Raw genomic sequence first — 23,811 nt, forward strand, 5'->3', positions numbered from 1 at the left:
ATTAATTAATATTAATTTATACTTTAGCTGTAAGTATAAACTGTCCTATTGACAATAGGCATAGGCTTGTTATTGTAACATTAAATAACATTTAATAAAGTAATCCAAATTTAATATTAAAATAATGCCTAGCTTCGTTATCTGCGCTAGTTGCATGGGATAGGTGCCTGAATACCTAATGCATTAGATTTTGTAACCATTTTTTAAATTCATTACCTAGGCTATTATGGCGCCGACCATATTCAACAAATGCCTGCATATAACCCAACTTGTTGCCGCAATTATGGCTAACACCTGTCAAGTGATAAGCTTCCACGATCTCTTGTTTTATCAGCATGGCTATGGCGTCGGTCAACTGAATTTCATTGTAGGCTCCTGGCGGAGTTTTTTTTAAAATTGCCCAAATCGCGGGGGAAAGCACATAGCGGCCTACTACGGATAAATTAGAAGGAGCTTCATCTGCTGCAGGTTTCTCTACCATGCCCACAATTATGACGCTGTTACCCGGTTTCAGTGATTTACCCTGGCAATCTACCACGCCGTAATTAGTCACATCATCAACTGGTTCTACTAGAATTTGGCTGCGGCCAGTTTTTTCGAAGCGTTTCAGCATCGCGGCTAGATTATCGATTTGAAGATTAGACTCATATGCATTGATAATAACGTCAGGCAAAATTACCGCTATCGGCTCATAGCCAACCAGTTGATGCGTACATAATACTGCGTGACCTAAACCTTTAGTTAGCCTCTGACGTACCTGCCTAATCGTGACGTGCGACGGGCAAATCGCCTGAATTGCCGCTAGTAGCCGACGCTTGCCACACTTTGCAAGCCTGGCCTCCAGCTCAAAGCTGGTATCAAAATGGTTTGCAATAGAGTTTTTGGAGGAGTGAGTAACCAAAATAATTTCATTAATACCAGCGGTGATACATTCATTGACCACATACTGAATCAGAGGTTTATCAACTAATGGAAGCATTTCTTTTGGAATCGCTTTGGTTGCTGGTAACATTCGTGTGCCAAATCCTGCCACCGGGATTATTGCTTGTTTAACTTTTGTCGTAATAGCTGACATCAACTACCTCTTATTACAAAGAGATTTTAATCTATATCTAGATAACAATGTATCTGTTTATTTTTTTTTAATTAGATCAGTTATAATCATTGTATAATGCGTTTAATAAAACTATTTATTTTTAATAAAACGCTAAGATTAGCTACTTTAATATAAAGTAACACTGCGCGTTTACCGTCAACCTCTAATCTTTAGAGTCATTATATAGTATAGTAGACTAAATTAGTCTAGCTGTTAAACTTAACAAAATAAAGAGAATAAATAATTAGTAAAATGAAATTTGTTTCATTTAATATCAATGGGCTACGCGCACATCTACACCAACTTGAGGCTATCATTACTACGCTGCAGCCAGACGTTATCGGTCTGCAAGAAACAAAAGTCCATGACGATATGTTTCCCATCGAAGAGATCAGGCGTCACGTTTCTCACGTCCACTATCATGGCCAGAAGAGTAATTATGGAGTCGCCTTACTTAGCAAGGAAAAACCCTTGGCTATCCGCCGCGGGTTCGCTACCGACGGTGCGGATACTCAATGCCGTATTATCATGGCTGATTTTTTTACGCCGCAAGGGTTATTAACCGTGGTAAATGGTTATTTTCCGCAAGGTGAAAGACGAAACCATCCAATGAAATTTCACGCCAAGCAGCTTTTTTATCAAACTCTTCAGGATTACGTTGAGCAAAGTCACTGTCACCACGATAAATCTTTGCTTCTTATTATGGGCGATATGAATATTAGCCCCACTGATCTTGATATCGGCATTGGCGAAGATAATCGCAAGCGCTGGCTACGTATAGGCAAATGTTCTTTTCTGCCTGAAGAACGGGCTTGGATAGAGCGTCTTTTTGCCTGTGGCCTGGTAGATACTTATCGCCAGGATAATCCTGCTAAGAATGATCGCTACTCTTGGTTTGATTATCGTTCGCGCGGTTTCGATGAAAATCTTGGGCTACGCATTGATCTTATGCTGGCCTCACGGCAGCTGGCAGCATATGTACAGTCTACCGGCATAAATTACGCTATCCGCGCCATGAACAAACCATCTGATCATGCGCCGGTGTGGGTTGATTTTGCGTTGTAAGCTATGACAGTAATAGTAATTGTATAATTAACCGAAAAATAAATAGGATTTTTGGTCACTAATATATAGCCAATAGCCACCGGCGCGGACAATAACCGGTACTCTATGCATAATAGTTACTGGAGACGCTCCGGACAGCACGGAGCAATTGTTGTTATTGCTTATGATAAATAGTCTGAACCCCCACTCTGATCCCTACAAGGATCAGTTAGGCGCGATATTGTGACCACTTATCTTTTTAACTTATATCTTTTTAACTTAATTTATTAATTATCCCATTCTTTTGCTAAAATAACCTACTGTATGGCCAGTTAAAACTGGGCATTCAAAACATTCTAGGACAGTGCCGGTTCGTTTAACTAGTAAGCTGAACGTTAATAACAGTTCAAATGCATCCATTAGTGCAATTAGTGTTGAGCATGAAGGCGGCGGAAATAACAGTAGGTGGATGATAGAATAAGTGAGACTACCTTAAGCTTTAACCAGCCTGTTTTTAGATCTATGCCGGAACATTTTTAGTAACATCCTAAAATTTGCTATTCTGTTTGATTGGAGATTACATGCACATATTGTGGCGAATTGTTTTTAGCCCATTTAAATGGGGTTGGCATTTACTTAATTTCATCCACAAATTTATCCTCAATGTATTTTTATTAATCATTATTATCGCTGCAGTCGGGATCGGTCTAAAGATTTATTATTTGCCGATAAAACTTACTAAAGGCGCTTTGGTAATGGATTTAACTGGCACTGTGGTAGATAAGCCAGCAATGAATAATAGATTGCGACAGTGGGGTCATGAATTACTTGGTACTTCTAGAGACAGACTGCAGGAGAATTCAATGTTCGACGTGGTCGATAAGTTGCGACAGGCAAAAAACGACGCCAATATCACTGGCTTGGTGCTGTCGCTGAAGAATTTTTCCGGCGCTGATCAGGCCTCGTTGCAATATATTGGTAAGGCACTAAGTGAATTTCGTGCCAGCGGTAAACCTAGCTATGCGGTAGGCGACAGTTATAGCCAGGCACAATATTTTCTGGCTAGCTATACCAATAAAATATATCTGACTCCACAGGGAGCCGTAGATTTACATGGTATTGCAACCAATAATTTTTATTATAAGTCTTTATTTGATAAATTGAAAATTAATAGCCATATTTTCCGTGTTGGTACTTATAAATCTGCGGTCGAACCTTTTTTGCGTAATAACATGTCTGATGCTGCGCGCGAAGCTGACAGTCGTTGGGTAGGTAAGCTGTGGCAGCATTATTTGCAAACCGTTGCGACCAATCGCCATATCACTCCGCAGCAGTTATTTCCTGGGTCACAGGAGATGTTGTCCAGGTTATACGAAGTGGATGGTAATCCGGCTCAATTCGCATTTAATAATAAATGGGTTGATGAAGTAGCTTCCCGTTCTGCCATCGAGACAGCGATGGTCAAAGCGTTCGGCTGGAATAAGCGCCAAAAAGACTTCAATGGCACTAGTATGTATGACTATCATCCGACAAAGAAAACAATGACGCAGCAACAGGACGAACAGATTGCGGTGATTTTCGCAAACGGCGCTATTGTCGATGATCCGGAAACCTCAGGATTGGTTGGCGGTAATACCATCTCCGATCAGATTCGCGATGCCCGACTTGATCCTGCAATCAAAGCCATCGTCTTCCGTATTAACAGCCCCGGTGGAAGCATTAGCGCCTCTGAAGTCATACGTTCTGAACTTGCTGCCGCGCGCACCGCAGGCAAACCAGTTGTGGTATCGATGGGTGGTATGGCGGCATCAGGCGGCTATTGGATTTCTACCCCAGCTAACTACATAATCGCTAGTGACAGTACCCTGACTGGCTCAATTGGTATTTTCGGTGTGATTCATACCGTGGAAGGCTCTCTCGATAGCATCGGTGTCCATACTGATGGCGTCGCTACGTCGCCGTTGGCTTCTATGTCACTAACAAAGACGTTACCTGCAGAATTATTGCAAATGATGCAGCTTAATGTAGAAAATGGCTATCATAACTTTCTTGCCTTAGTAGCGCAAGCACGCCATAAGACCCCAGAAGAAATTGATAAAATTGGCCAAGGACACGTCTGGATCGGCAGCGATGCCGCACAGAATGGGTTGGTAGATGCTTTGGGTGATTTCGATGATGCGGTGAGCAAAGCTGCTGAACTGGCGCAGTTAAAGCAGTATACCTTACACTGGTATCTTGCTAAACCAGGCCTGATGGATTTCTTGCTTTCCCAAACCAGAGCCTTGATGTATACCTTGCTGTCTACCGTCAGCCAGACCTGGCTACCTGCGCCGGTTAGCCAGATGGCAGACCACCTAAAAATAGGTGCTGGAATCGGCTTAAACTGGAACGAACCGCAAAATCGCTACGCCTTTTGTCTTTCCCGCGAGCAAATGCACTAAAATTATCTTAATTAGATTAATATTAATCATAACAAGAAAAAAAAGCTGTTGAGCTTAATTTAATGTAAATAATTAGTACAATTTTGCTTGACTATAAGCGAGGTTTTTGTGAACTTATAACTAGTTCTTTTAATTAGTTATTTAATTGATTAAGTAATATATTTGGTGAATAATATGACGATTAAAGTAGGTATCAACGGTTTTGGTAGAATTGGACGTGTTATTTTACGTGCTGCACAAGAATATAACCACATCGAGATCGTAGCCATCAATGACCTGTTAAATGCTGATTACATGGCTTACATGTTGAAGTACGATTCAACTCATGGTCGCTTCAACGGCAACGTTGACGTCAAGAACGGTCATCTAGTGGTGAACGGTAAAGCTATCTACTGTACTTCTGAAAATGATCCAGCTCGACTAAAGTGGAACGATGTAGATGTGGTCGCTGAAGCGACAGGGGTTTTCCTAACAGATGAAACTGCACGTAAGCACATTACAGCTGGAGCCAGAAAAGTCGTTATTACTGCCCCATCAAAAGACCATACCCCCATGTTTGTTATGGGTGTTAACCACAAGTCCTACCGCGGCCAGGAGATTGTATCTAACGCCTCTTGCACTACCAACTGTCTGGCCCCGCTCGCAAAAATTATCAACGATAATTTCAGTATTGTTGAAGCGCTGATGACGACCGTGCACGCTACTACTGCCACTCAGAAAACTGTCGATGGTCCGTCCCAAAAAGACTGGCGTGGCGGCCGTGGCGCATCTCAAAATATTATCCCATCCTCTACCGCCGCAGCTACAGCAGTTGGTAAGGTTATCCCTGAACTGAATGGCAAACTGACTGGTATGTCTTTTCGAGTACCGACCCCGAACGTTTCAGTAGTTGATCTGACTGCTCGTTTGGGAAAAGCCGCTTCTTATGCCGATATCTGCACAGCCATCAAGCAAGCTGCTGAAGGCGAGCTGAAAGACATAATGGGCTATACCGACGAAGACGTGGTTTCTACGGATTTCAACGGTGAGAAACTGATCTCTGTTTTCGATGCGAAGGCGAGTATTGCCCTGAACGAAAACTTTGTTAAGTTAGTAGCATGGTACGATAACGAAACTGGCTATTCTAATAAAGTTTTGGATCTGATCTCTTACATTGCAAACAAATAAGCTGAAAAATTTTTGATAAAAGGGGACGGCAGCTTCTTGCTATGTCGCCCTTTTTCTCTCTTCTAATAAGAAGAGAAGAGGAGAACCGGCAGTACATTGAAAATGACGCTAGCGGTTGGTTGCTAACCATAGCGTAAGTCATCACGCTAGCTGGTATCTAGTATACTCTTCAATCAACAAACACATTCTAATCTACTGCGCGCTCCATGCCTCGGTGAGGCGCTCTGTGCAGGAGCGTCGGCAAAAAACAAAATGTCTTTCTATAACCTGAATAAGAACCAATTAGGCACACTTGAGCTCTATTCAATCATATCAATCATATCATGTAGGTATCTACATGATAAGTAAACTATGTTCTGTGCGCAGCCGGGCTAGTTACTACTAGAATAGTAGTCTAGAATAGTAGTTAGTATGTTACTATGCACCAGTTATGACAGTATGACGGCGTTTAGTTTTGTTAAAATTTATTAATCATTTTCGCTATGATAAAAACAAAATAAGGCTCTGGCTAGATCATACTGATTGCCTGCTGATTGCCTGCCTAAAGGGCTGCCATTGGCGCTGACGAGATAAATTTGTTTGAAGGATATACGACTAATGCGTACTGTATATTGTGGACAGCTAAATTTAGCACATATTGGCCAGGAAGTGACATTATGCGGTTGGATTAACCGTCTTCGCGACCTTGGGGGTCTAATTTTTATAGACATGCGTGACCGAGAAGGTCTGGTTCAGGTATTCTTCGACCCAGCTCATCAGGAGACTTTCGCCCGCGCTGCCGAATTACGCAACGAATTTTGTTTACAATTAACCGGTATTGTGCGTGCCAGGCCTGATAGTCAGATTAATCACAATATAGCGACTGGTGCTGTTGAGGTGCTAGCCACACAACTGAATGTTATCAATCGCTCGGAACCATTGCCCCTAGACGCTAATCAAAACAACACCGAAGAACAGCGTCTCAAGTTTCGCTATCTCGATTTGCGCCGGCCGATTATGTCCTACCGTCTGCAGACACGGGCGCGCATTGCTAACTTCATACGCCGCTTTATGAACTCGGAAGGTTTTCTAGACATCGAGACGCCGATGTTGACTAAGACGACTCCAGAAGGCGCGCGTGATTATCTGGTGCCCAGCCGCTTACACAAAGGTAAATTTTATGCTTTGCCGCAATCGCCACAGCTATTCAAGCAACTATTGATGATGTCAGGCTTTGATCGCTACTATCAGATTGTAAAATGCTTCCGTGACGAAGATCTGCGCGCTGATCGTCAACCAGAATTTACACAAATAGACGTCGAAATGTCTTTTATGACCGCTGAACAAGTGCTCGAGATAATGGAACAACTAATACGTTATCTTTGGCGCGAAATCATCGGCGTCGATCTGGGAAATTTTTTGAAAATAACTTATACCGAGGCAATGTGCCGCTTTGGCTCCGACAAGCCAGATTTACGTAACCCTTTGGAACTGGTAGATGTGACAGATTTGGTCAAGGATGTCGATTGCAAGATTTTTTCGGTCCCTGCCAACAACGCAAAAGGTCGGGTTGCGTCCCTGCTCGTGCCAGGCGGCGCTCAATTAAGCCGTAAGCAGATTGACGAATACGCCAAATATATCGAAATCTTCGGTGCAAAAGGTCTGGCGTGGATGAAGGTAAATCGGCGCCTAGCCGGAGTAGACGGGGTACAAAGTCCAGTGGCGAAATTCATGGGGAGGCAAGTAATTGAAAGCCTCTTATCGCGCACCGGAGCCGCCGACGGCGATATCCTTTTTTTTAGCGCAGATTGTGCTGGTGTAGTAGCTGATGCGCTAGGCGCGTTGCGCCTCAAGGTGGGCTTAGACCTTAAAATTACAGACACTAGGCGTTGGGCACCTCTATGGATTATCGACTTTCCAATGTTCGAAGAGGACGAACACGGCAGACTGGCCGCGAGACATCATCCCTTCACTGCGCCGAAAGATATCGACGCGCAGACATTAATAGATAATCCCGCGGCAGCGATTGCAAATGCTTACGATATGGTGATTAACGGATATGAAGTGGGCGGCGGTTCGGTGCGTATTCACCGTCGCGATATGCAGCAAACCGTTTTTAGTCTTCTAGGTATGAGTACTAATGAACAGCAAGAAAAATTTGGTTTTTTACTTGATGCCTTAAAATACGGCACTCCGACTCACGCTGGTATGGCGTTAGGTCTTGACCGACTGGTGATGCTGTTAACCGGTACCGATAATATTCGCGATGTCATCGCTTTCCCAAAAACTACCGCAGCAGCAGATCTAATGACCAAAGCTCCAAGTTTTTGCAACTTAGACGTGCTGGCTGATTTGTCGATTGCATTGGTTGGGTAGAGCAAGAAAGCATAGCTAGTTGTGATAGGATTTAAACGCCCAGTGTTGATGGATGGATATTGTTGTCAGGCGCGTTTTAATGCTGCAGCTGCGGGATAACCATAATTTTGTTGCTTGCTATCGATAAGCGGCGGCGGTATCACCTCGCGGCGATAAGTTCTTTTCACCACCTCTAGACCCTATAAATAACATAGGTTCAGTAACTTTATTTTGGAGTAATAGGTAGTTGATTGAAGCAGTTATATTCATTCATATATAACCTGATTAATTCTTGTTCGGAGAATTTCGGAGAAATATATGGCAGGTCATAGTAAGTGGGCCAATACTAAACATCGTAAAGCCGCGCAAGACGCCAAACGCGGGAAGATGTTTACCAAGATCATACGTGAATTGATGACAGCCGCTAGGCAAAGCAGCGGTGGCTCCAACCCGCGTCTGCGGGCAGCGATGGATAAAGCATTATCGAACAATATGACTCGGGATACGATAAATCGTGCTATTGCCCGCGGCGTAGGCGGGGAGAATGATGCGCAGATGGAAACTATTATTTATGAAGGTTACGGCCCAGGAGGAACCGCGGTAATGGTAGAATGCCTGAGCGATAACCGTAACCGTACCGTGTCGTCAGTGCGCTACGCCTTTACCAAAACTGGAGGCAATTTAGGCAATGTAGGCTCCGTTTCCTATTTATTCACTAAATGTGGCGTTATTTCCTTTGCGCCGGGGCTGAGCGAAGATACGGTAATGAATCCGGCGCTAGAAGCCGGAGCGAATGATATCATTGCCTATGATGACGGTACCATAGATGTCTACACGCCGCTGGAAGATTTTGTTAAGGTAAAAGAAGCGCTGGAAGCTGCAGACCTGACGCCGGAATCAGCTGAGGTAGCTATGGTTCCTGCTACACGTACTGATTTAGATGCCGAAACCGCGCCTAAACTATTGCTGCTTATCGATATGTTGGAAGATTGTGACGACGTACAAGAAGTTTACCATAACGGCTACATTTCCACCGAGGTGGCGGAGACTTTGTAATTCGAAACGCATTATTCTTTTCAGGCAGCAGCGCGCTATGACCGTTATTTTCGCTATCGATCCCGGTTCGCGTATCACCGGTTATGGCATCGTGCGCCAGGAAGGACGGATGCTGACCTATTTAGGTAGCGGCTGCATCCGTACAAAGGTTGAAGACTTGCCCAGCCGTTTGAAACTGATTTACTCTGGAGTTAGCGCAATCATTACCCAGTTTCAACCTGATTGCCTGGCGATTGAACAGGTGTTTATAGCAAAAAACGCTGATTCAGCGTTGAAGCTTGGCCAAGCACGTGGCGTGGCCATCGTGGCAGCGGTAAACTTGGCATTACCGGTATTTGAATATGCGGCCCGTCAGGTAAAAAAGACGGTGGTAGGCAGCGGAGCAGCTGAAAAAACTCAGGTACAGTATATGGTACGCACATTACTAAAACTGCAGTCTAACCCGCAGGCAGATGCCGCCGATGCCTTAGCTATCGCCATCACTCACTGCCATTTCAGCCAGAATGCTTTAGTACGCAGGTCAGCTTATTAAGCTAGCGCACGGCAGGCTTAACCAGCCAGCAGCGTAGTATTTACCATCAAATTAGATAGTTATACAGCCTTTATTAAGCATGGCAGTCATAACTAACAACCTAACGTACAAAGGGAGGTCGAGGTGATCGGACGTCTCAGAGGCATTATTTTGGACAAGCAGCCACTGCTAGTACTGCTGGAAACCAATGGCATAGGTTATGAAGTGCATATGCCGATGACCTGTTTCTACGCTCTACCAGAAATAGGTCAGGAGACGGTAATTTTCACTCATTTCATAGTACGTCAAGATGCCCAATTGCTGTTTGGTTTTATTAATAAACAAGAGCGGATGCTGTTTCGCGAGCTTATCAAAGTCAACGGCGTCGGGCCGAAACTGGCGCTGGCAATATTGTCTGGTATGTCGGCACAGCAGTTTATGCTCGCAGTAGAGCGTCAAGAAATCCATAATCTAGTAAAATTGCCCAGCGTAGGCAAAAAGACAGCGGAACGATTGGTGGTAGAAATGAAGGATAGATTCAAAGGACTGTCAGGAAATCTGTTCGTACCGCTGGGCATAGGAGAAATAGCACCCTCCGCCAACGAGCAAAGTAATCTACTGGCAGATCCTGAACTTGAAGCAGTTGCAGCACTTGTGGCACTAGGTTATAAATCTCAGGAGGCAAGCCGGATGGTGAGCAAAGTTGCGTACACCGGCGCTGATTGTGAAGTACTTATCCGCGCTGCACTACGCGCAGCGCTTTGAGGTAAAACATGATTGAAACCGATCGACTGATGTCCGCTGCGTTAGTAACTGAAGAAGAAGTTATCTACCGCACCATCCGGCCTAAAAAATTGGAAGACTATATCGGCCAGCCACACGTGAGCAAACAAATGGACATTTTCATCCAGGCGGCCAAAATGCGTGGCGATGCGCTTGATCACTTATTAATCTCAGGACCTCCTGGCCTGGGAAAAACTACGTTAGCAAATATTGTTGCTAACGAGATGGGAGTCAATCTGCGCACTACCTCGGGTCCAGTATTAGAAAAAGCCGGAGATTTGGCTGCTATGTTGACTAATCTAGAGGCTCACGATGTGTTATTTATCGATGAGATTCACCGCCTGTCACCGGTGGTAGAAGAGGTGCTATATCCCGCAATGGAAGATTACCAGCTGGATATCATGATAGGTGAAGGTCCAGCCGGTCGTTCTATTAAAATTGATCTTCCGCCATTTACTTTAGTAGGGGCTACGACTCGCGCCGGATCGCTGACTCCGCCATTACGTGATCGTTTTGGTATTGTTCAGCGTCTAGAGTTTTATCAGATGGGAGATTTGCAGCATATCGTTAGCCACAGCGCCGCCTGCCTGGCTTTGCACATTACCGAGGGAGGCGCTCGCGAAATCGCCCGCAGAGCTCGCGGCACGCCGCGCATCGCCAACCGTCTGCTGCGTCGAGTTCGAGACTTCGCTGAAGTGCGTGCCGCTGGCTACATTACCGATGAAGTTGCAGTAAGCGCATTGAACATGCTTAATGTTGATACTGAAGGGTTCGATTTTATGGATCGAAAATTGTTATTAGCTATTATCGATAAATTTCTCGGTGGTCCGGTTGGCTTGGATAATCTAGCGGCGACAATAGGTGAAGAACGCGAAACTATAGAGGATGTGCTGGAGCCATTTCTGATTCAGCAAGGGTTTATTCAGCGAACACCACGTGGGCGGATCGCTACCGCCCATGCCTATCGTTATTTTGGTCTGGAAGGACATCGCGATGATCAGGACTAACTCCGATGACAGTAGTCGGGGAGTAACCTATTTAAATTATCATAGCACATAGTCTTGAGCCAGGAGATACGGATGTTAAAGCGTGATATGAATATTGCAGATTATGATGGCGAATTGTGGCAAGCAATGGAACAGGAGGTGGTGCGTCAAGAAGAGCACATTGAACTTATAGCATCTGAAAACTATACTAGCCCGCGCGTTATGCAGGCTCAAGGCTCCCAGCTGACTAACAAGTACGCGGAAGGTTATCCAGGCAAGCGTTATTACGGCGGATGTCAATATGTAGATGTCGTGGAGCAATTGGCCATAGATCGCGCTAAGGTGCTTTTTGACGCTGATTATGCTAACGTGCAGCCACATTCTGGTTCGCAAGCTAACTTCGCCGTGTACAGTACCTTACTGCAGCCGCATGATACTATTATGGGTATGAAGTTGGCCCATGGCGGCCATTTAACGCACGGTTCCCCAGTAAACTTTTCCGGTCAACTATATAACATAGTGCCTTACGGTATTGACGAGAGCGGCAAAATTAATTACGATCAGTTAGCTGAATTGGCGCGTATCCATGTGCCTAAAATGATAATTGGCGGTTTTTCCGCCTACTCAGGCGTGCTAGATTGGGCTAGAATGCGCCAAATTGCTGAAAGCATTGGCGCCTACCTGGTTGTAGATATGGCACACGTAGCTGGGCTTATTGCTGCCGGTATTTATCCCAATCCGTTAACTCATGCTCACGTAGTGACTACTACCACTCACAAAACGCTAGCCGGTCCTCGCGGCGGCTTAATTTTAGCAAAAAACGGCAGCAACGAATTGTATCAAAAGCTTAATTCCGCTGTTTTTCCTAGTGCGCAGGGCGGTCCATTGATGCACGTAATCGCCGCCAAAGCGGTAGCGCTGAAAGAGGCAACTGAGCCAGCTTTTAAAAGCTATCAACAACAGGTGACTAAAAACGCTAAAGCTATGGTAGAGGTTTTTTTGTCACGCGGCTTTAAAGTTGTCTCTGGTGCCACTGAAAACCATCTATTTCTGCTAGATTTAGTGGATAAAAATTTGACCGGGAAAGAGGCAGATACAGTTTTGGGACGCACTAACATTACTGTCAATAAAAACAGCGTTCCAAACGACCCGAAAAGTCCATTTGTTACCTCTGGGTTGCGTATCGGTACGCCGGCCGTGACCCGCCGCGGCTTCAACGAGGCTAATGTACGCGAACTAGCTGGATGGATGTGTGATGTATTGGAAAATACTCACGATGAAGCGGTTATTAACCGCACTAAAAATAAAGTACTGGAAATTTGTGCCCAGTATCCTGTTTACTCATAAAAATTCGTACTTAACTTATTTTATTTGTTCATTACTTATCGTCGAAAGTATGTTTTTTACTACGCGCGGGTTTCCCGCTACGATATTGCTGGAAAGTAAGTAATTATGATGGCCGCCAGTAAAATTAGTTACTAGACCACCAGCTTCACGCACCAGTAATTCCCCGCTAGCAACCTCCCAAGGAGAGAGACCTATTTCAACACAACCGTCTACACGGCCCGCGGCCACATAGGCCAAATCCAATGCAGCAGAGCCGGTGTTACGGAAATCCGCACATTGAATGAACAATTTGCTTAGTAGGCCGATATAATTATCGGTATACTGTTTTTGCTTCAATGGGAAGCCAGTAGCCAGAATGGTGCCAGTTAAATCACGTGCGCCGCCGCAACGCAGACGATAACCGTTAAGCTGCGCGCTTTGAGTTCGGGTGGCAGTAAACAGCTCATTGCGCATTGGATCATAAACTACAGCGATCTTCGTATGGCCTTTGATGCACACGGCAATAGAAACAGCAAAATAAGGAAAACGATTGATGAAATTGGTGGTGCCATTCAGTGGGTCAATAATCCATTGTGGATCATTGTCTTTACCGGCCAGCTCTCCGCTATTTTCAGCTAAAATAGCGTGCTGCGGATAATACTTGCGGATAACTTCAATTATTAAGCGTCCTGCTTCCAGGTCGACGTGAGTAACGAAGTCGTTGTTGACTTTCTGACTGGCTTCAATAGGGATATCATAATGTTTGGCAATTAAATTACCTGCCTTTCGCGCAGCGCGAATGGCGATGTTGAGCATTGGATGCATGGATATATTTCACTAAAATGTGAAAGAACTAAAACACAATAAAGAACTAAAACACAATATAGCAAGCAGAGCGTCAGCAAAAAAACACCTACAAGCTGTGCTTAACCTATTACATATATGGATGGCTCCTAGCATAGCATGCTATGCTACATAATACCATAATAATTTTGGTTAAAACTTTTTATACTGCTAAAATTAGATCTACTACAGCCTGTGCAATGAATGAGCACTCACTTATAGGATCAACAAGTTATGCGCTTGATTACACAAACTACAGGCAAGGCATCTGCTTTTAACGATGCCTGGAGTTAATACGTAATGAAATTACCGATTTATCTCGACTACTCTGCCAGCACGCCAGTTGATCCACTGGTAGCTGAAAAGATGATGCAACATTTAACGCTAGACGGTATTTTCGGTAATCCAGATTCACGCTCCCATCGATATGGCTGGGAGGCAGAAGAAGCCGTCGATATTGCCCGCAACCATGTTGCATCACTGGTAGGCGCTGATCCCCGCGAAATTATTTTTACCTCTGGCGCTACCGAATCGGCTAATTTGGCTATAAAAGGTGCCGCTCATGCCCACCGTTTTCAAGGCAGCCATATTATCACCGGTATGACTGAGCATAAAGCTGTCCTTGATACATGCCAGCAGTTAGAAAAAGAAGGTTTTATTATCACTCGTCTGGTACCGCAGAAAAACGGTATTATTACACCGCAACAAGTAAGTGATACGTTACGCGATGACACAATTTTAGTGTCGCTGATGCATGTTAATAATGAAACCGGAGTAATTCAGGATATCGTCGCTTTTGGCAAGCTGTGCCGTGACCGTAGCGTTGTGTTCCACGTGGATGCCACCCAAAGTGTTGGCAAATTGCCCATCGATCTATCCGTGCTGCCTGTTGATCTGATGTCGTTTAGTGGCCATAAACTTTATGGCCCGAAGGGAATAGGTGGGCTTTTCGTGCGCCGCAAACCTAGAGTGCACATCGAGGCGCAGATTCATGGCGGCGGTCATGAACTGGGTATGCGCTCCGGCACGTTACCGGTGCATCAAATCGTCGGCATGGGAGAAGCCTATCGCCTCGCGGCGCTGGCGCTGGCTAGTGAAATGCCTCGTCTGCGGGTGTTGCGCGATCGCCTATGGCAAGGGCTTCAGCAAATTGACGGCGTTTCGATTAATGGTTGTCTGGAGCAGAGCGTTGCGACGTTGCTGAACATCAGCTTCCTTGATGTTGACAGTGAGTCGCTTATTGTGGCGCTCAAAGATCTAGCGATTTCTACCGGTTCAGCCTGTACCTCCGCGAACTTTGAGCCTTCCTATGTCCTGCGTGCTATGAGGCTGACTGAGGAGCTGGCACGCAGTTCCATCCGGTTTTCTATAGGAAGGTTTACTACTCCAGAAGAGATTGAGTTCGCTATTACGCAGATACAAACTACTATTACGTACCTGCGCCATAGCCGCAGCCGCCCAATCATCCCTGATATATGATGACCAGTCGGCGGCCGTTAGCGATAGCAATCTTGTTCTGGGCAATATCAGTTTTTTATCAGTATCAGTCTTCTGTGTCGGTATAATCTTCTATTATTATATCCATCTGCGGTTTACCTCCGGATAGGGTATGAAAACGCTTAGGACGGCGGGTATGTTCAATGTACTTGAACCAAACTTTTTCATGTTCATTAAAAGGAGCACGTTCACCGTGGCACACCGCAATAAACTGCCTCTCATCTTCAGTCATCGGTTCACGTTTGCCGTTGTCCAAATCATTGTAGGCATGGCCACAACGTTCCAGTAACTGCGCTTCTCGAATAGTGAAATGACCATGTCGAGAGAAGCCGCGAGGATAATTTTTGTTATCAAAATAACGATTAGTAGTAAAGAAGCTGTCCATTATCTATTTTACGCGCCTCCATTTATATATAAGCCACGCTGTTTCAAAAGGCTATTCGTTGTGGATTTATTAGACTAATATTTACATCATAGTAGCTGCTTATATTATAACATATAAACTACTAAAATTAAACCTTAGTGCGATAAAAAAGCTAAGTCTCCTACAAAAGTTCATAAATTACTTGGATACCGACACATAGCTCCAGAGCTGGTTGTTAACCAGGTTGAATTGTTTGCAATTGAATTAGGGCATGTCATTAGTGTTTATTTTTTGTCTTGCAAGTGGTGCATGCTGCAAAAGCTTACGTGCTTTGGTTAGCACATTGTTGACGGTGAAGCCAAATACTTCAAATAGCTCATCGGCTGGTGCTGATTCGCCGAAGGTCGTCATACCTATGATGTCGCCTTCCAGACCAACGTACTTATACCAGTAATCTGCGATGCCGGCCTCAATGGCGAGGCGCGCCGTAACTGCTTTCGGCAGAACTGAGTCACGGTAAGCATCGTCTTGTAGATCGAAAACATCAGTAGAAGGCAGCGACACCACGTATACTTTACGCCCTTCGTCGCTGAGTTGTTGATAGGCAGCAACTGCTAATTCAACTTCTGAGCCGGTGGCGATCAAGATTACCTCCGGTTGTCCGGCACAATCCTTAAGCACATACCCACCCCGTTCGATGTCCGCTAATTGTTGTATGCTTCGTTCTTGCTGCGCCAGTTTCTGACGCGATAGAATAAGTGTAGTGGGTCCGTTATGGCGCTCGATGGCTTTTTTCCAAGCAACCGCAGTTTCTACCTGATCACAGGGACGCCAGTTGCTCATATTTGGCGTCATGCGCAGGCTAGCCAATTGCTCAATCGGCTGATGGGTAGGGCCGTCCTCACCCAAACCAATAGAGTCATGGGTATAGACCATGATATGCCGAACCTTCATCAGCGCCGCCATGCGCACCGCGTTACGGGCATATTCAACAAACATCAGGAAGGTTGCGGTATAAGGCATAAAGCCGCCATGATGAGCAATGCCATTAGCGATGGCTGTCATGCCAAATTCGCGCACGCCGTAATGGATATAATTACCGGCAAGATCGTCTGTAATAGAAGTTGATTGCGACCAAAGAGTAAAATTGCTGTAGGTCAGATCAGCTGATCCACCGAGCAATTCCGGCAACATGGGGCCAAAGGCTTCTAGTGCGTTCTGGGAAGCTTGACGGCTGGCGATTTGGGCAGAATTAGCCTGCAATTTACCGATAATTTTTTGGCTTTCCACCTGCCAATTTATTGGTAACTCGCCACGTATTCGACGGTTAAACTCCTGCGCCAGCTCAGGATAAGCCTGAGCATAAATAGCTAGTTTTTCACTCCAGGCAGCTTCTTTTTTTTGTCCATATTCCTTAGCATCCCAAGATTGATAAATTTCCTGCGGGATAACGAACGGCGGAGCATTCCAGCCTAGCGCCTTACGCGTAGCAGCTATTTCTTCGTCGCCCAGTGGGGTACCGTGGGCGACGTTTGTGCCGGCTTTGGTCGGCGCGCCGAAGGCTATAATCGTCTGACACATTAACAGAGACGGCTTATCTATCACGGAACGGGCATTGTCGATTGCTAACTTGATGGATTCACTGTCGTGTCCATCCACGCCGCGTACCACATGCCAACCATAGGCTTCAAAGCGGGAGGCGGTGTCTTCGTTAAACCAGCCTATGACGTCTCCGTCAATGGAGATACCGTTTTTGTCGTAAAAAGCGATCAATTTGCTCAGATTCATGGTGCCTGCTAATGAACATACTTCATGGGAAATACCTTCCATCATGCAGCCGTCGCCTAGAAAAACATAAGTATAGTGGTCGACAATATTATGCCCAGGGCGGTTGAATTGCGCAGCCAGAGTACGCTCGCCGATAGCCAGACCAACTGCGTTGGCAATGCCCTGACCTAGTGGGCCGGTGGTAGTTTCAACGCCGGCGGTATAACCATATTCAGGGTGTCCCGGGGTTTTTGAATGAAGCTGGCGAAAATTTTTTAGTTCTTCTATTGGTAAGTTATAGCCGGTGAGGTGCAACAAACTATAAAGTAGCATCGATCCGTGGCCATTAGAGAGAATAAAACGGTCGCGATCCGCCCACTGTGGGTTGATCGGGTTGTGATTCATATAATCACGCCATAACACTTCAGCGATATCCGCCATACCCATCGGGGCGCCAGGATGGCCGGAATTAGCTTTTTGCACAGCATCCATGCTCAAAGCACGAATAGCGTTAGCAAGCGCTTTTCTAGAGGTCATTAGATGCTCCAAAGATTATATTTTTGCCGCCAAAAGATCTTCTAGGTTCTGTTGGTCTACCGCGAATTGGCGAATTCCTTCAGCAAGTTTATCTACTGCCATTGCATCTTGATTATGCTCCCAGCGGAATTCCGCTTCCGCCAACGGCGCCGGCTGAGGTAAAACTTCGGGATAAAGAGATAGTTTACGCTCAACTGGACCTTTTCTTTTATGCAGCTCTTCTAGCAAGGCTGGAGCAATGGTTAGGCGATCGCAGCCAGCTAGGGCTAAGATTTGCTCCACTTTGCGAAAACTGGCGCCCATGATAATAGTCTGGTAACGATGCTGTTTATAATAAGCGTATATTTTGCATACCGATTTAACGCCTGGATCCTCGTCTGCTATGTAGGGATCGAGAGGTTGACGCTGGTTATACCAGTCATAAATTCGGCCAACGAACGGTGAGATAAGATATACGCCCGCTTCGGCGCAAGCGCGGGCTTGGCTGAAGGAAAACAGCAGCGTTAGGTTACAATTTATACCTTCTGTTTCCAACTCTTCTGCGGCTTTAATACCTTCCCAGGTAGACGCTATTTTGATAAGAATACGTGATTTATCAATGCCATGCTCCCGATAGAGCGCCACTAATTTACGTGCTTTGGCGACACACATGCCGCGATTGAAGGAGAGGCTCGCATCTACTTCGGTAGAAACACGTCCAGGCACGTTTTTAAGAATTTCTACCCCAATATTAACTGCTAATTTATCACTAGCGTTGATAATCTTTGTTTTGTGGGTACCGCCTTGCTTGCGAGCATAGACTAGCGCGTCTTCAAATAATGAATTATAAGCTGTCATGCTGGCGGCTTTAAAGATCAAAGACGGGTTGGTGGTAGCATCCTGCGGCGTGTAGTGCCGAATAGACTCAATATCTCCACTGTCAGCAACAACAGTGGTAAATTTTTTTAGACCTTCTAACTGATTCATGTCTAGGCTCCATGTAAAAGATTATCAACTGCAATAGATGGCGCACAGAAAAGCAGCGCCACTTATTTCTTGGTTATCTATAGAATACGTTACTTATTTTATCCTGTTACGAAGAATTGTGAAAGAATGCGTTCGTTATGTTAGCTCCTCTCTTGTAATTGCTAGCGCTGTCTTAGGAGCGGTAGCCCGCCGGTTGGCATACCTACCTCTTTTATACCACTTGAAGTCTTCTTTAGAAAAAGCTCGTTACCATGGCGCCAGAAAATCTGCCATTGCGCGCGTTGAACAACCGCCTCCCCTTTGCGGGTTATGAATACCCCCAGCGCTGCAATAAGAGTTTCATTGTAAAATAGTAACGGGGTGATACCGCGCTGCCACGGTGGAATGTCTAGCTCTTGCCAAAGTTTTTTCAGCTTCCGGCCGTGGCGCCGGCCACTGATATACAGCAAACCAGGCACCATACCGAAGCGCACCGATACCCGTGCGCCAGGCCACGGCGCACGAACCAGGACTAACGTGCTATCGGTATGGTTAAGGTCATTATAATGCTCCTCACTTTCTGGCTTAAAATGTTCTGGTATCGCAGTAATGCCAAGCGTTTGCCTATATAAGGTACCTAATCCAGCTGGCAATTTAATATGCTCTGCCGCTGGGGGCCAGCCTGTTTCGCGCTCTTCGTTGCTAACGATTGTTAGATACAGTGGCAGCACATAAAGCCGATCTCGGAAACGGCGTATTTGCCAGTTGTCAAGCTGTAATTGCGCTACCGCATCACGCCGGCTGAGAGCTACCTGTTGCCACAGAAGCGTTAACTGTTGGTTTGATGGCATCCTCAATCCGCTGCCCGCGAGCCAGCGACGCAGAATAGCTGCGCGTTTAATCACGCTCATTGTCGTCAGTCCAGTCAGCCATAGTGAGCCGTCTGAATGAGTTAGCGTAGCTAATGTGTCTACTAACAGTTCATCTAGTAACGCTTCTTGCTCGGCACACCGCTGCGCGCTGCGCGCTGCGGTGGTGGCAAACTGCGGCCAGCGCTGGCGCAGGGGAGGTATGATACAATGACGCAAAAAATTACGATCGAAACGCAAACTAGCGTTGCTGTCATCCTCAATCCAATGAAGTTGACATTCGCGGGCATAGTCTGCTAGCAGCGCCCGGCTGCAGTCTAACAGCGGTCGCACCAGCCGATGACTGCGAAATGGTGCATCTGATGCCATTGCCGCAAGACCAGCCGGGCCGCTACCACGCTTTAGTGCCAGCAGCAGTGTTTCCACTTGATCGTCTTGATGATGAGCCGTCAGTAGCGTCTCGTCTTGCTCCAGTGCTGTTGCTAATGCTTGGTAACGCACGCTACGCGCTGCTGCTTCAACACCTTCTGCTCTTTCAGCCACGACAACACGCACGACATTAAATGTTACACCGCGCCGCTGGCATTCACTTGTGCAATGGGCGGCCCAATAGTCGGCGTGTGGGCTTAAACCATGGTGTACATAAAGTGCCCTCAGCTTCAAACCGGACTTGCTATCGCTGCCGCACGATGGCGCCGCCTCGCGTAATGCGGTAAGGATATCTAGCAGCACCGTTGAGTCCATGCTGCCACTGTACGCCAACAGCAGCTTGTGGTAGGAAGCAAGATGGAGCGAAACCAGGCGGCGCAGCACCTGCACTGGCCCTTCAGTGGCAGGCTTCATACAGATAACTTACAAAGTATTCCGGACTTAGTGAATACCTTAATCGCCTGCACGCTATTATAGTTTTTTATCTCCTTAAGCAACTTGTCTACATTGGCAAAAATGCAATTTGCCGTTGCCGTTATTGCCAGTACTATCATTGTCTCCACTGCTTTTACCGTGTGCCGTACGGTATAGAATAGATAGTAAATTGCTTTTACAAACGGTTGTGTCCAGGCGTAGCATGTTGGAACATAAACAATGCCTAATAAACGTAATAAATTTAGTGGTATTGTTGAATACCATTGCCTGACCATAGAGAAAACTCCATATGAGTGAAGCTGCAGCCTGCCCAACGAATTTTATTCGTCAAATTATCGATGACGACCTTACCTCAGGTAAGCATACATCGGTGCATACCCGTTTTCCACCAGAGCCAAACGGCTATTTGCATATCGGCCATGCGAAATCTATCTTTCTCAATTTTGGCATCGCTCAGGATTACCGGGGTAAATGTAACCTGCGTTTAGACGACACTAACCCTATTAAAGAAGCTCAGGAATATGTCGATTCCATCAAGCACGACGTCCAATGGCTGGGTTTTAATTGGAGTGGCGAAATTCATTACTCTTCTGAGTATTTCGACAAGCTGCATGATTATGCGCTCGAATTGATCCAAAAGGGGCTGGCCTATGTTGACCAACTCTTGCCGACCGAGATTCGTGATTATCGTGGTACCTTAACACATCCAGGTAAAAATAGTCCTTATCGGGATCGCAGTGTGGAAGAAAATTTGACGCTGTTTGCTAAAATGCGCAACGGTGAGTTCAACGAGGGCAGCGCCTGCTTGCGAGCGAAAATCGATATGGCTTCACCGTTTATAGTAATGCGTGATCCTGTACTGTATCGCATTAAGTTCGCAGAACACCACCAAACTGGCCATCAATGGTGTATCTATCCAATGTATGACTTTACCCACTGTATCTCAGATGCGTTAGAAGGGATTACCCACTCATTATGCACCCTGGAGTTTCAAGATAACCGCCGGCTGTATGACTGGGTACTAGATAATATCACCATTGATGTACATCCGCGACAATACGAATTCTCACGCCTCAATCTAACATACACAATCATATCCAAGCGCCAGCTTAATCTGCTGATTAAAGCAAAAATTGTCGAAGGTTGGGATGATCCGCGTATGCCAACAATTGCTGGGTTGCGGCGTCGGGGCTATACAGCAGCCTCGATTCGTGAATTTTGCCGTCGCATCGGCGTCACTAGACAAGATAATAATGTGGAAATAGCCGCGCTAGAAGCCTGTATCCGTGAAGATTTAAACGAAAATGCGCCGCGCGCCATGGCGGTAATTAACCCAGTACGGGTAATCATTGAAAGCCTGCCAACTGGTTATGAACAGGATATAATTATGCCTAATCATCCCAACACCCCTGAAATGGGTATGCGTCAGGTAGCGTTTAGCCGCGAAATATATATCGATCGCGCTGATTTCCGAGAAGAGGCAAATAAGCAATATAAGCGCCTCGTATTGGGGAAAGAAGTGCGATTACGTCATGCGTACGTCATTAAGGCCGAACACCTGCAAAAAGATGCCCTAGGACAGATTACTACCATTTTTTGTCGTCACTGTCCTAATACTCTCAGTCAAGATCCGGCGGATGGGCGTAAAGTCAAAGGCGTAATTCATTGGGTATCGGCTACTCGTAGTATAGCGGCAGAATTTCGCCTTTATGACCGACTATTTAATGAAGCAAATCCGACAGGAGCAAATTTACTTGCTACGATTAATCCAAAGTCGCTGGTGATCTGCCAAGGTTTTGTTGAAAGGGGAGTCTTGGCGGCCAACGCTGGCTCAATTTTCCAGTTTGAACGCGAAGGCTACTTCTGCGCCGATAGCCACTATTTCAGCCCAGATCATCCGGTATTTAACCGGACAGTTAGTCTACGTGATATCTGGGCAGGCGTATGAGACGTTTGCGTCAGTTATAAAAATTAACGATCATCAAAACTTCACGCCTCTAGCCTTACTTGTTCACCAGCGATCGATAAAGCGGTGTTATGGCAAAACGTGCAGTAGTTGCAAAAAACCAGCAAATCACAAAGCAGCTTCGACCTGCTGTCGCAGTAGCTTAGCTGTTTTTGTAGCTAATTGTTGCGCTGCATCGCCTAGTCTATTATTGAGGCGGAAGCCTACGCCATTTGTTCGGCGGCAATACCTACCTGAGGGAGGGCAATCAATAGCAACATAGCACGATGCCACACACAATATGCCAGCGTGCGCAGCAGCCAGCCCCAACGCCGAAGCTAGAAAGCCAGCCAGCGGTAAACAGTATGGCCTGCAGTAGACTAAACTACCTTGCCTGCAGTAGTGCAACTCCTACTCGAGTCATGGTGAAGGAGCTAAAAGGCGATAAAAGGATAATCAATCATCTTACGGGAGTATCTTTTTCCTGAAAGATGATGGTTGTGCCAAAAATCTCTGTGAGGAACATGTTGCTGAGAAAGGAAATAGCATGATATGTTATATCATATCATTTATTGATTATGGTATTTTGTATATGTCCTATTTTTTTTCATTATTACGTCAACTAACGGCAGAACGATGGCTACTGATTGCCTCTGGTCTAACACGCATGCTGATGGCTTTGTTAGTATTAACGGTGCTTTGGTGCGCCGTAGTCTGGTCAACGATCTTACCATGATCATCTTACAAGATCTGGTGACTGGCTATCAGGGACAAGGCATCGGCGTACCGTTAAATGGCCGTTTCGCCAGTGGCAGTATGACCGCCATCATCGGCGCCAACGGATCCGGCAAATCTACTCTTCTTAAGACCATGGGTGGTCTGTTGCCACCCGTGCGCGGACGGATAAGTTTTGACGCTAGCCGGCTGCGCATTGGTTATTTACTGCAGCAGGCAGAAATGGATCGACAATTTCCGCTAACTGTATTCGAGGTCGTGGCAATGGGATGCTGGCCCCAGTCTGGTTTATTGCGCAGAATTAATCATGTCCGTAAGGGATTGATTTGGCAGGCGCTTGAACGAGTCGGCCTGGAAGAGTTGCCTGACAGGATCATTAGTAACCTGTCGAGCGGACAATTTCAACGCATGCTTTTTGCCCGCTTACTGGTACAGGAAGCGCCATTAATTCTGCTTGATGAGCCTTTCAGCGCGATTGATAAACAGACTAGTGCCCTATTGATGACGGTAATCGAGCAGCTACACAGCCAGGGCTGCACGATTATCGTCGTGCTACATGACGATAATCTAGTGGCTAAACATTTTCCACATACACTGTGGCTCACTCCGAACCAACCTGTATGGGGCCCTTCGATGCAGGTTTTGGAACAGACAGCTATCGACTGTTGCCGCACCGTACGCCTGTAGCGCATTGAAAAAAA

Annotated in this window: 17 protein-coding genes and 1 pseudogene; 12 read left to right on the forward strand and 6 right to left on the reverse strand. The window is 45.9% G+C overall.

From position 1 onward, the window contains the following. Positions 1-175: 175 nt before the first annotated feature. The gene (gene galU, locus A4A70_RS00220) at positions 176-1,075 is read right to left on the reverse strand and encodes a UTP--glucose-1-phosphate uridylyltransferase GalU (protein WP_067567321.1); all 900 of its coding nucleotides are present in this window, start codon (positions 1,073-1,075) and stop codon (positions 176-178) included. A gap of 273 nt (positions 1,076-1,348) precedes the next feature. Between galU and xthA the strand changes: the two genes are divergently transcribed. The 9 genes and pseudogenes from xthA (at position 1,349) to glyA (ending at position 12,765) form a co-directional block, all read left to right on the forward strand. Next, positions 1,349-2,161 (forward strand): exodeoxyribonuclease III, encoded by an 813-nt coding sequence (gene xthA, locus A4A70_RS00225; RefSeq protein ID WP_067567324.1) that lies wholly within the window; start codon positions 1,349-1,351, stop codon positions 2,159-2,161. Between the two features lie 560 nt (positions 2,162-2,721). Further along, entirely contained in the window at positions 2,722-4,581 is a 1,860-nt protein-coding gene (sppA, locus tag A4A70_RS00230; RefSeq protein ID WP_067567328.1) for a signal peptide peptidase SppA, read from the forward strand. Between the two features lie 165 nt (positions 4,582-4,746). Then, entirely contained in the window at positions 4,747-5,748 is a 1,002-nt protein-coding gene (gap, locus tag A4A70_RS00235) for a type I glyceraldehyde-3-phosphate dehydrogenase (protein ID WP_102135147.1), read from the forward strand. 597 nt (positions 5,749-6,345) lie between these two features. Beyond that, complete coding sequence (aspS, locus tag A4A70_RS00240) at positions 6,346-8,103, forward strand: aspartate--tRNA ligase (protein WP_067567334.1); 1,758 nt, start codon at positions 6,346-6,348, stop codon at positions 8,101-8,103. Between the two features lie 297 nt (positions 8,104-8,400). Continuing rightward, complete coding sequence (locus tag A4A70_RS00245; RefSeq protein WP_067567337.1) at positions 8,401-9,138, forward strand: YebC/PmpR family DNA-binding transcriptional regulator; 738 nt, start codon at positions 8,401-8,403, stop codon at positions 9,136-9,138. 37 nt (positions 9,139-9,175) lie between these two features. Next, positions 9,176-9,707 (forward strand): annotated as a pseudogene (ruvC, locus tag A4A70_RS00250) (crossover junction endodeoxyribonuclease RuvC). 86 nt (positions 9,708-9,793) lie between these two features. Then, positions 9,794-10,414 (forward strand): Holliday junction branch migration protein RuvA, encoded by a 621-nt coding sequence (ruvA, locus tag A4A70_RS00255; RefSeq protein ID WP_067567343.1) that lies wholly within the window; start codon positions 9,794-9,796, stop codon positions 10,412-10,414. A gap of 8 nt (positions 10,415-10,422) precedes the next feature. Further along, positions 10,423-11,439, forward strand: a complete 1,017-nt coding sequence (gene ruvB, locus A4A70_RS00260) for a Holliday junction branch migration DNA helicase RuvB (RefSeq protein ID WP_067567346.1) — start codon at positions 10,423-10,425, stop codon at positions 11,437-11,439. Positions 11,440-11,511: 72 nt separating this feature from the next. Continuing rightward, positions 11,512-12,765 (forward strand): serine hydroxymethyltransferase, encoded by a 1,254-nt coding sequence (gene glyA / locus A4A70_RS00265; protein ID WP_067567348.1) that lies wholly within the window; start codon positions 11,512-11,514, stop codon positions 12,763-12,765. Positions 12,766-12,780: 15 nt separating this feature from the next. Here the strand turns inward: glyA and suhB are convergent, their stop codons facing one another. Next, entirely contained in the window at positions 12,781-13,569 is a 789-nt protein-coding gene (suhB, locus tag A4A70_RS00270; protein ID WP_067567351.1) for an inositol-1-monophosphatase, read from the reverse strand. A 318-nt stretch (positions 13,570-13,887) separates the two neighbouring features. Here suhB and A4A70_RS00275 point away from each other — a divergent pair, with 318 nt between their 5' ends. Continuing rightward, a complete protein-coding gene (locus tag A4A70_RS00275; RefSeq protein ID WP_067567354.1) occupies positions 13,888-15,066 on the forward strand; it encodes an IscS subfamily cysteine desulfurase in 1,179 nt (392 codons plus the stop codon). Between the two features lie 64 nt (positions 15,067-15,130). Here the strand turns inward: A4A70_RS00275 and A4A70_RS00280 are convergent, their stop codons facing one another. The 4 genes from A4A70_RS00280 to tilS form a co-directional block, all read right to left on the reverse strand. Further along, positions 15,131-15,472, reverse strand: a complete 342-nt coding sequence (locus A4A70_RS00280) for a DUF413 domain-containing protein (protein WP_067567357.1) — start codon at positions 15,470-15,472, stop codon at positions 15,131-15,133. Between the two features lie 240 nt (positions 15,473-15,712). Then, positions 15,713-17,752, reverse strand: a complete 2,040-nt coding sequence (tkt, locus tag A4A70_RS00285) for a transketolase (RefSeq protein ID WP_067567360.1) — start codon at positions 17,750-17,752, stop codon at positions 15,713-15,715. A 15-nt stretch (positions 17,753-17,767) separates the two neighbouring features. Further along, complete coding sequence (gene tal, locus A4A70_RS00290; RefSeq protein ID WP_067567363.1) at positions 17,768-18,718, reverse strand: transaldolase; 951 nt, start codon at positions 18,716-18,718, stop codon at positions 17,768-17,770. A gap of 161 nt (positions 18,719-18,879) precedes the next feature. Then, a complete protein-coding gene (gene tilS / locus A4A70_RS00295; protein ID WP_070097369.1) occupies positions 18,880-20,409 on the reverse strand; it encodes a tRNA lysidine(34) synthetase TilS in 1,530 nt (509 codons plus the stop codon). Positions 20,410-20,719: 310 nt separating this feature from the next. On the opposite strand from tilS, the gene glnS reads away from it, so the two are divergent. Both glnS and A4A70_RS00310 read left to right on the forward strand, forming a co-directional pair. Continuing rightward, complete coding sequence (gene glnS / locus A4A70_RS00305) at positions 20,720-22,378, forward strand: glutamine--tRNA ligase (RefSeq protein WP_067567368.1); 1,659 nt, start codon at positions 20,720-20,722, stop codon at positions 22,376-22,378. Between the two features lie 633 nt (positions 22,379-23,011). Continuing rightward, positions 23,012-23,797: a metal ABC transporter ATP-binding protein gene (locus A4A70_RS00310; RefSeq protein WP_231908297.1), complete on the forward strand. Its 786-nt coding sequence runs from the start codon at positions 23,012-23,014 to the stop codon at positions 23,795-23,797. The last annotated feature ends 14 nt before the right edge of the window (positions 23,798-23,811 follow it).

Source organism: Candidatus Hoaglandella endobia (genome assembly GCF_900044015.1).
GTDB lineage: Bacteria > Pseudomonadota > Gammaproteobacteria > Enterobacterales > Enterobacteriaceae > Hoaglandella > Hoaglandella endobia.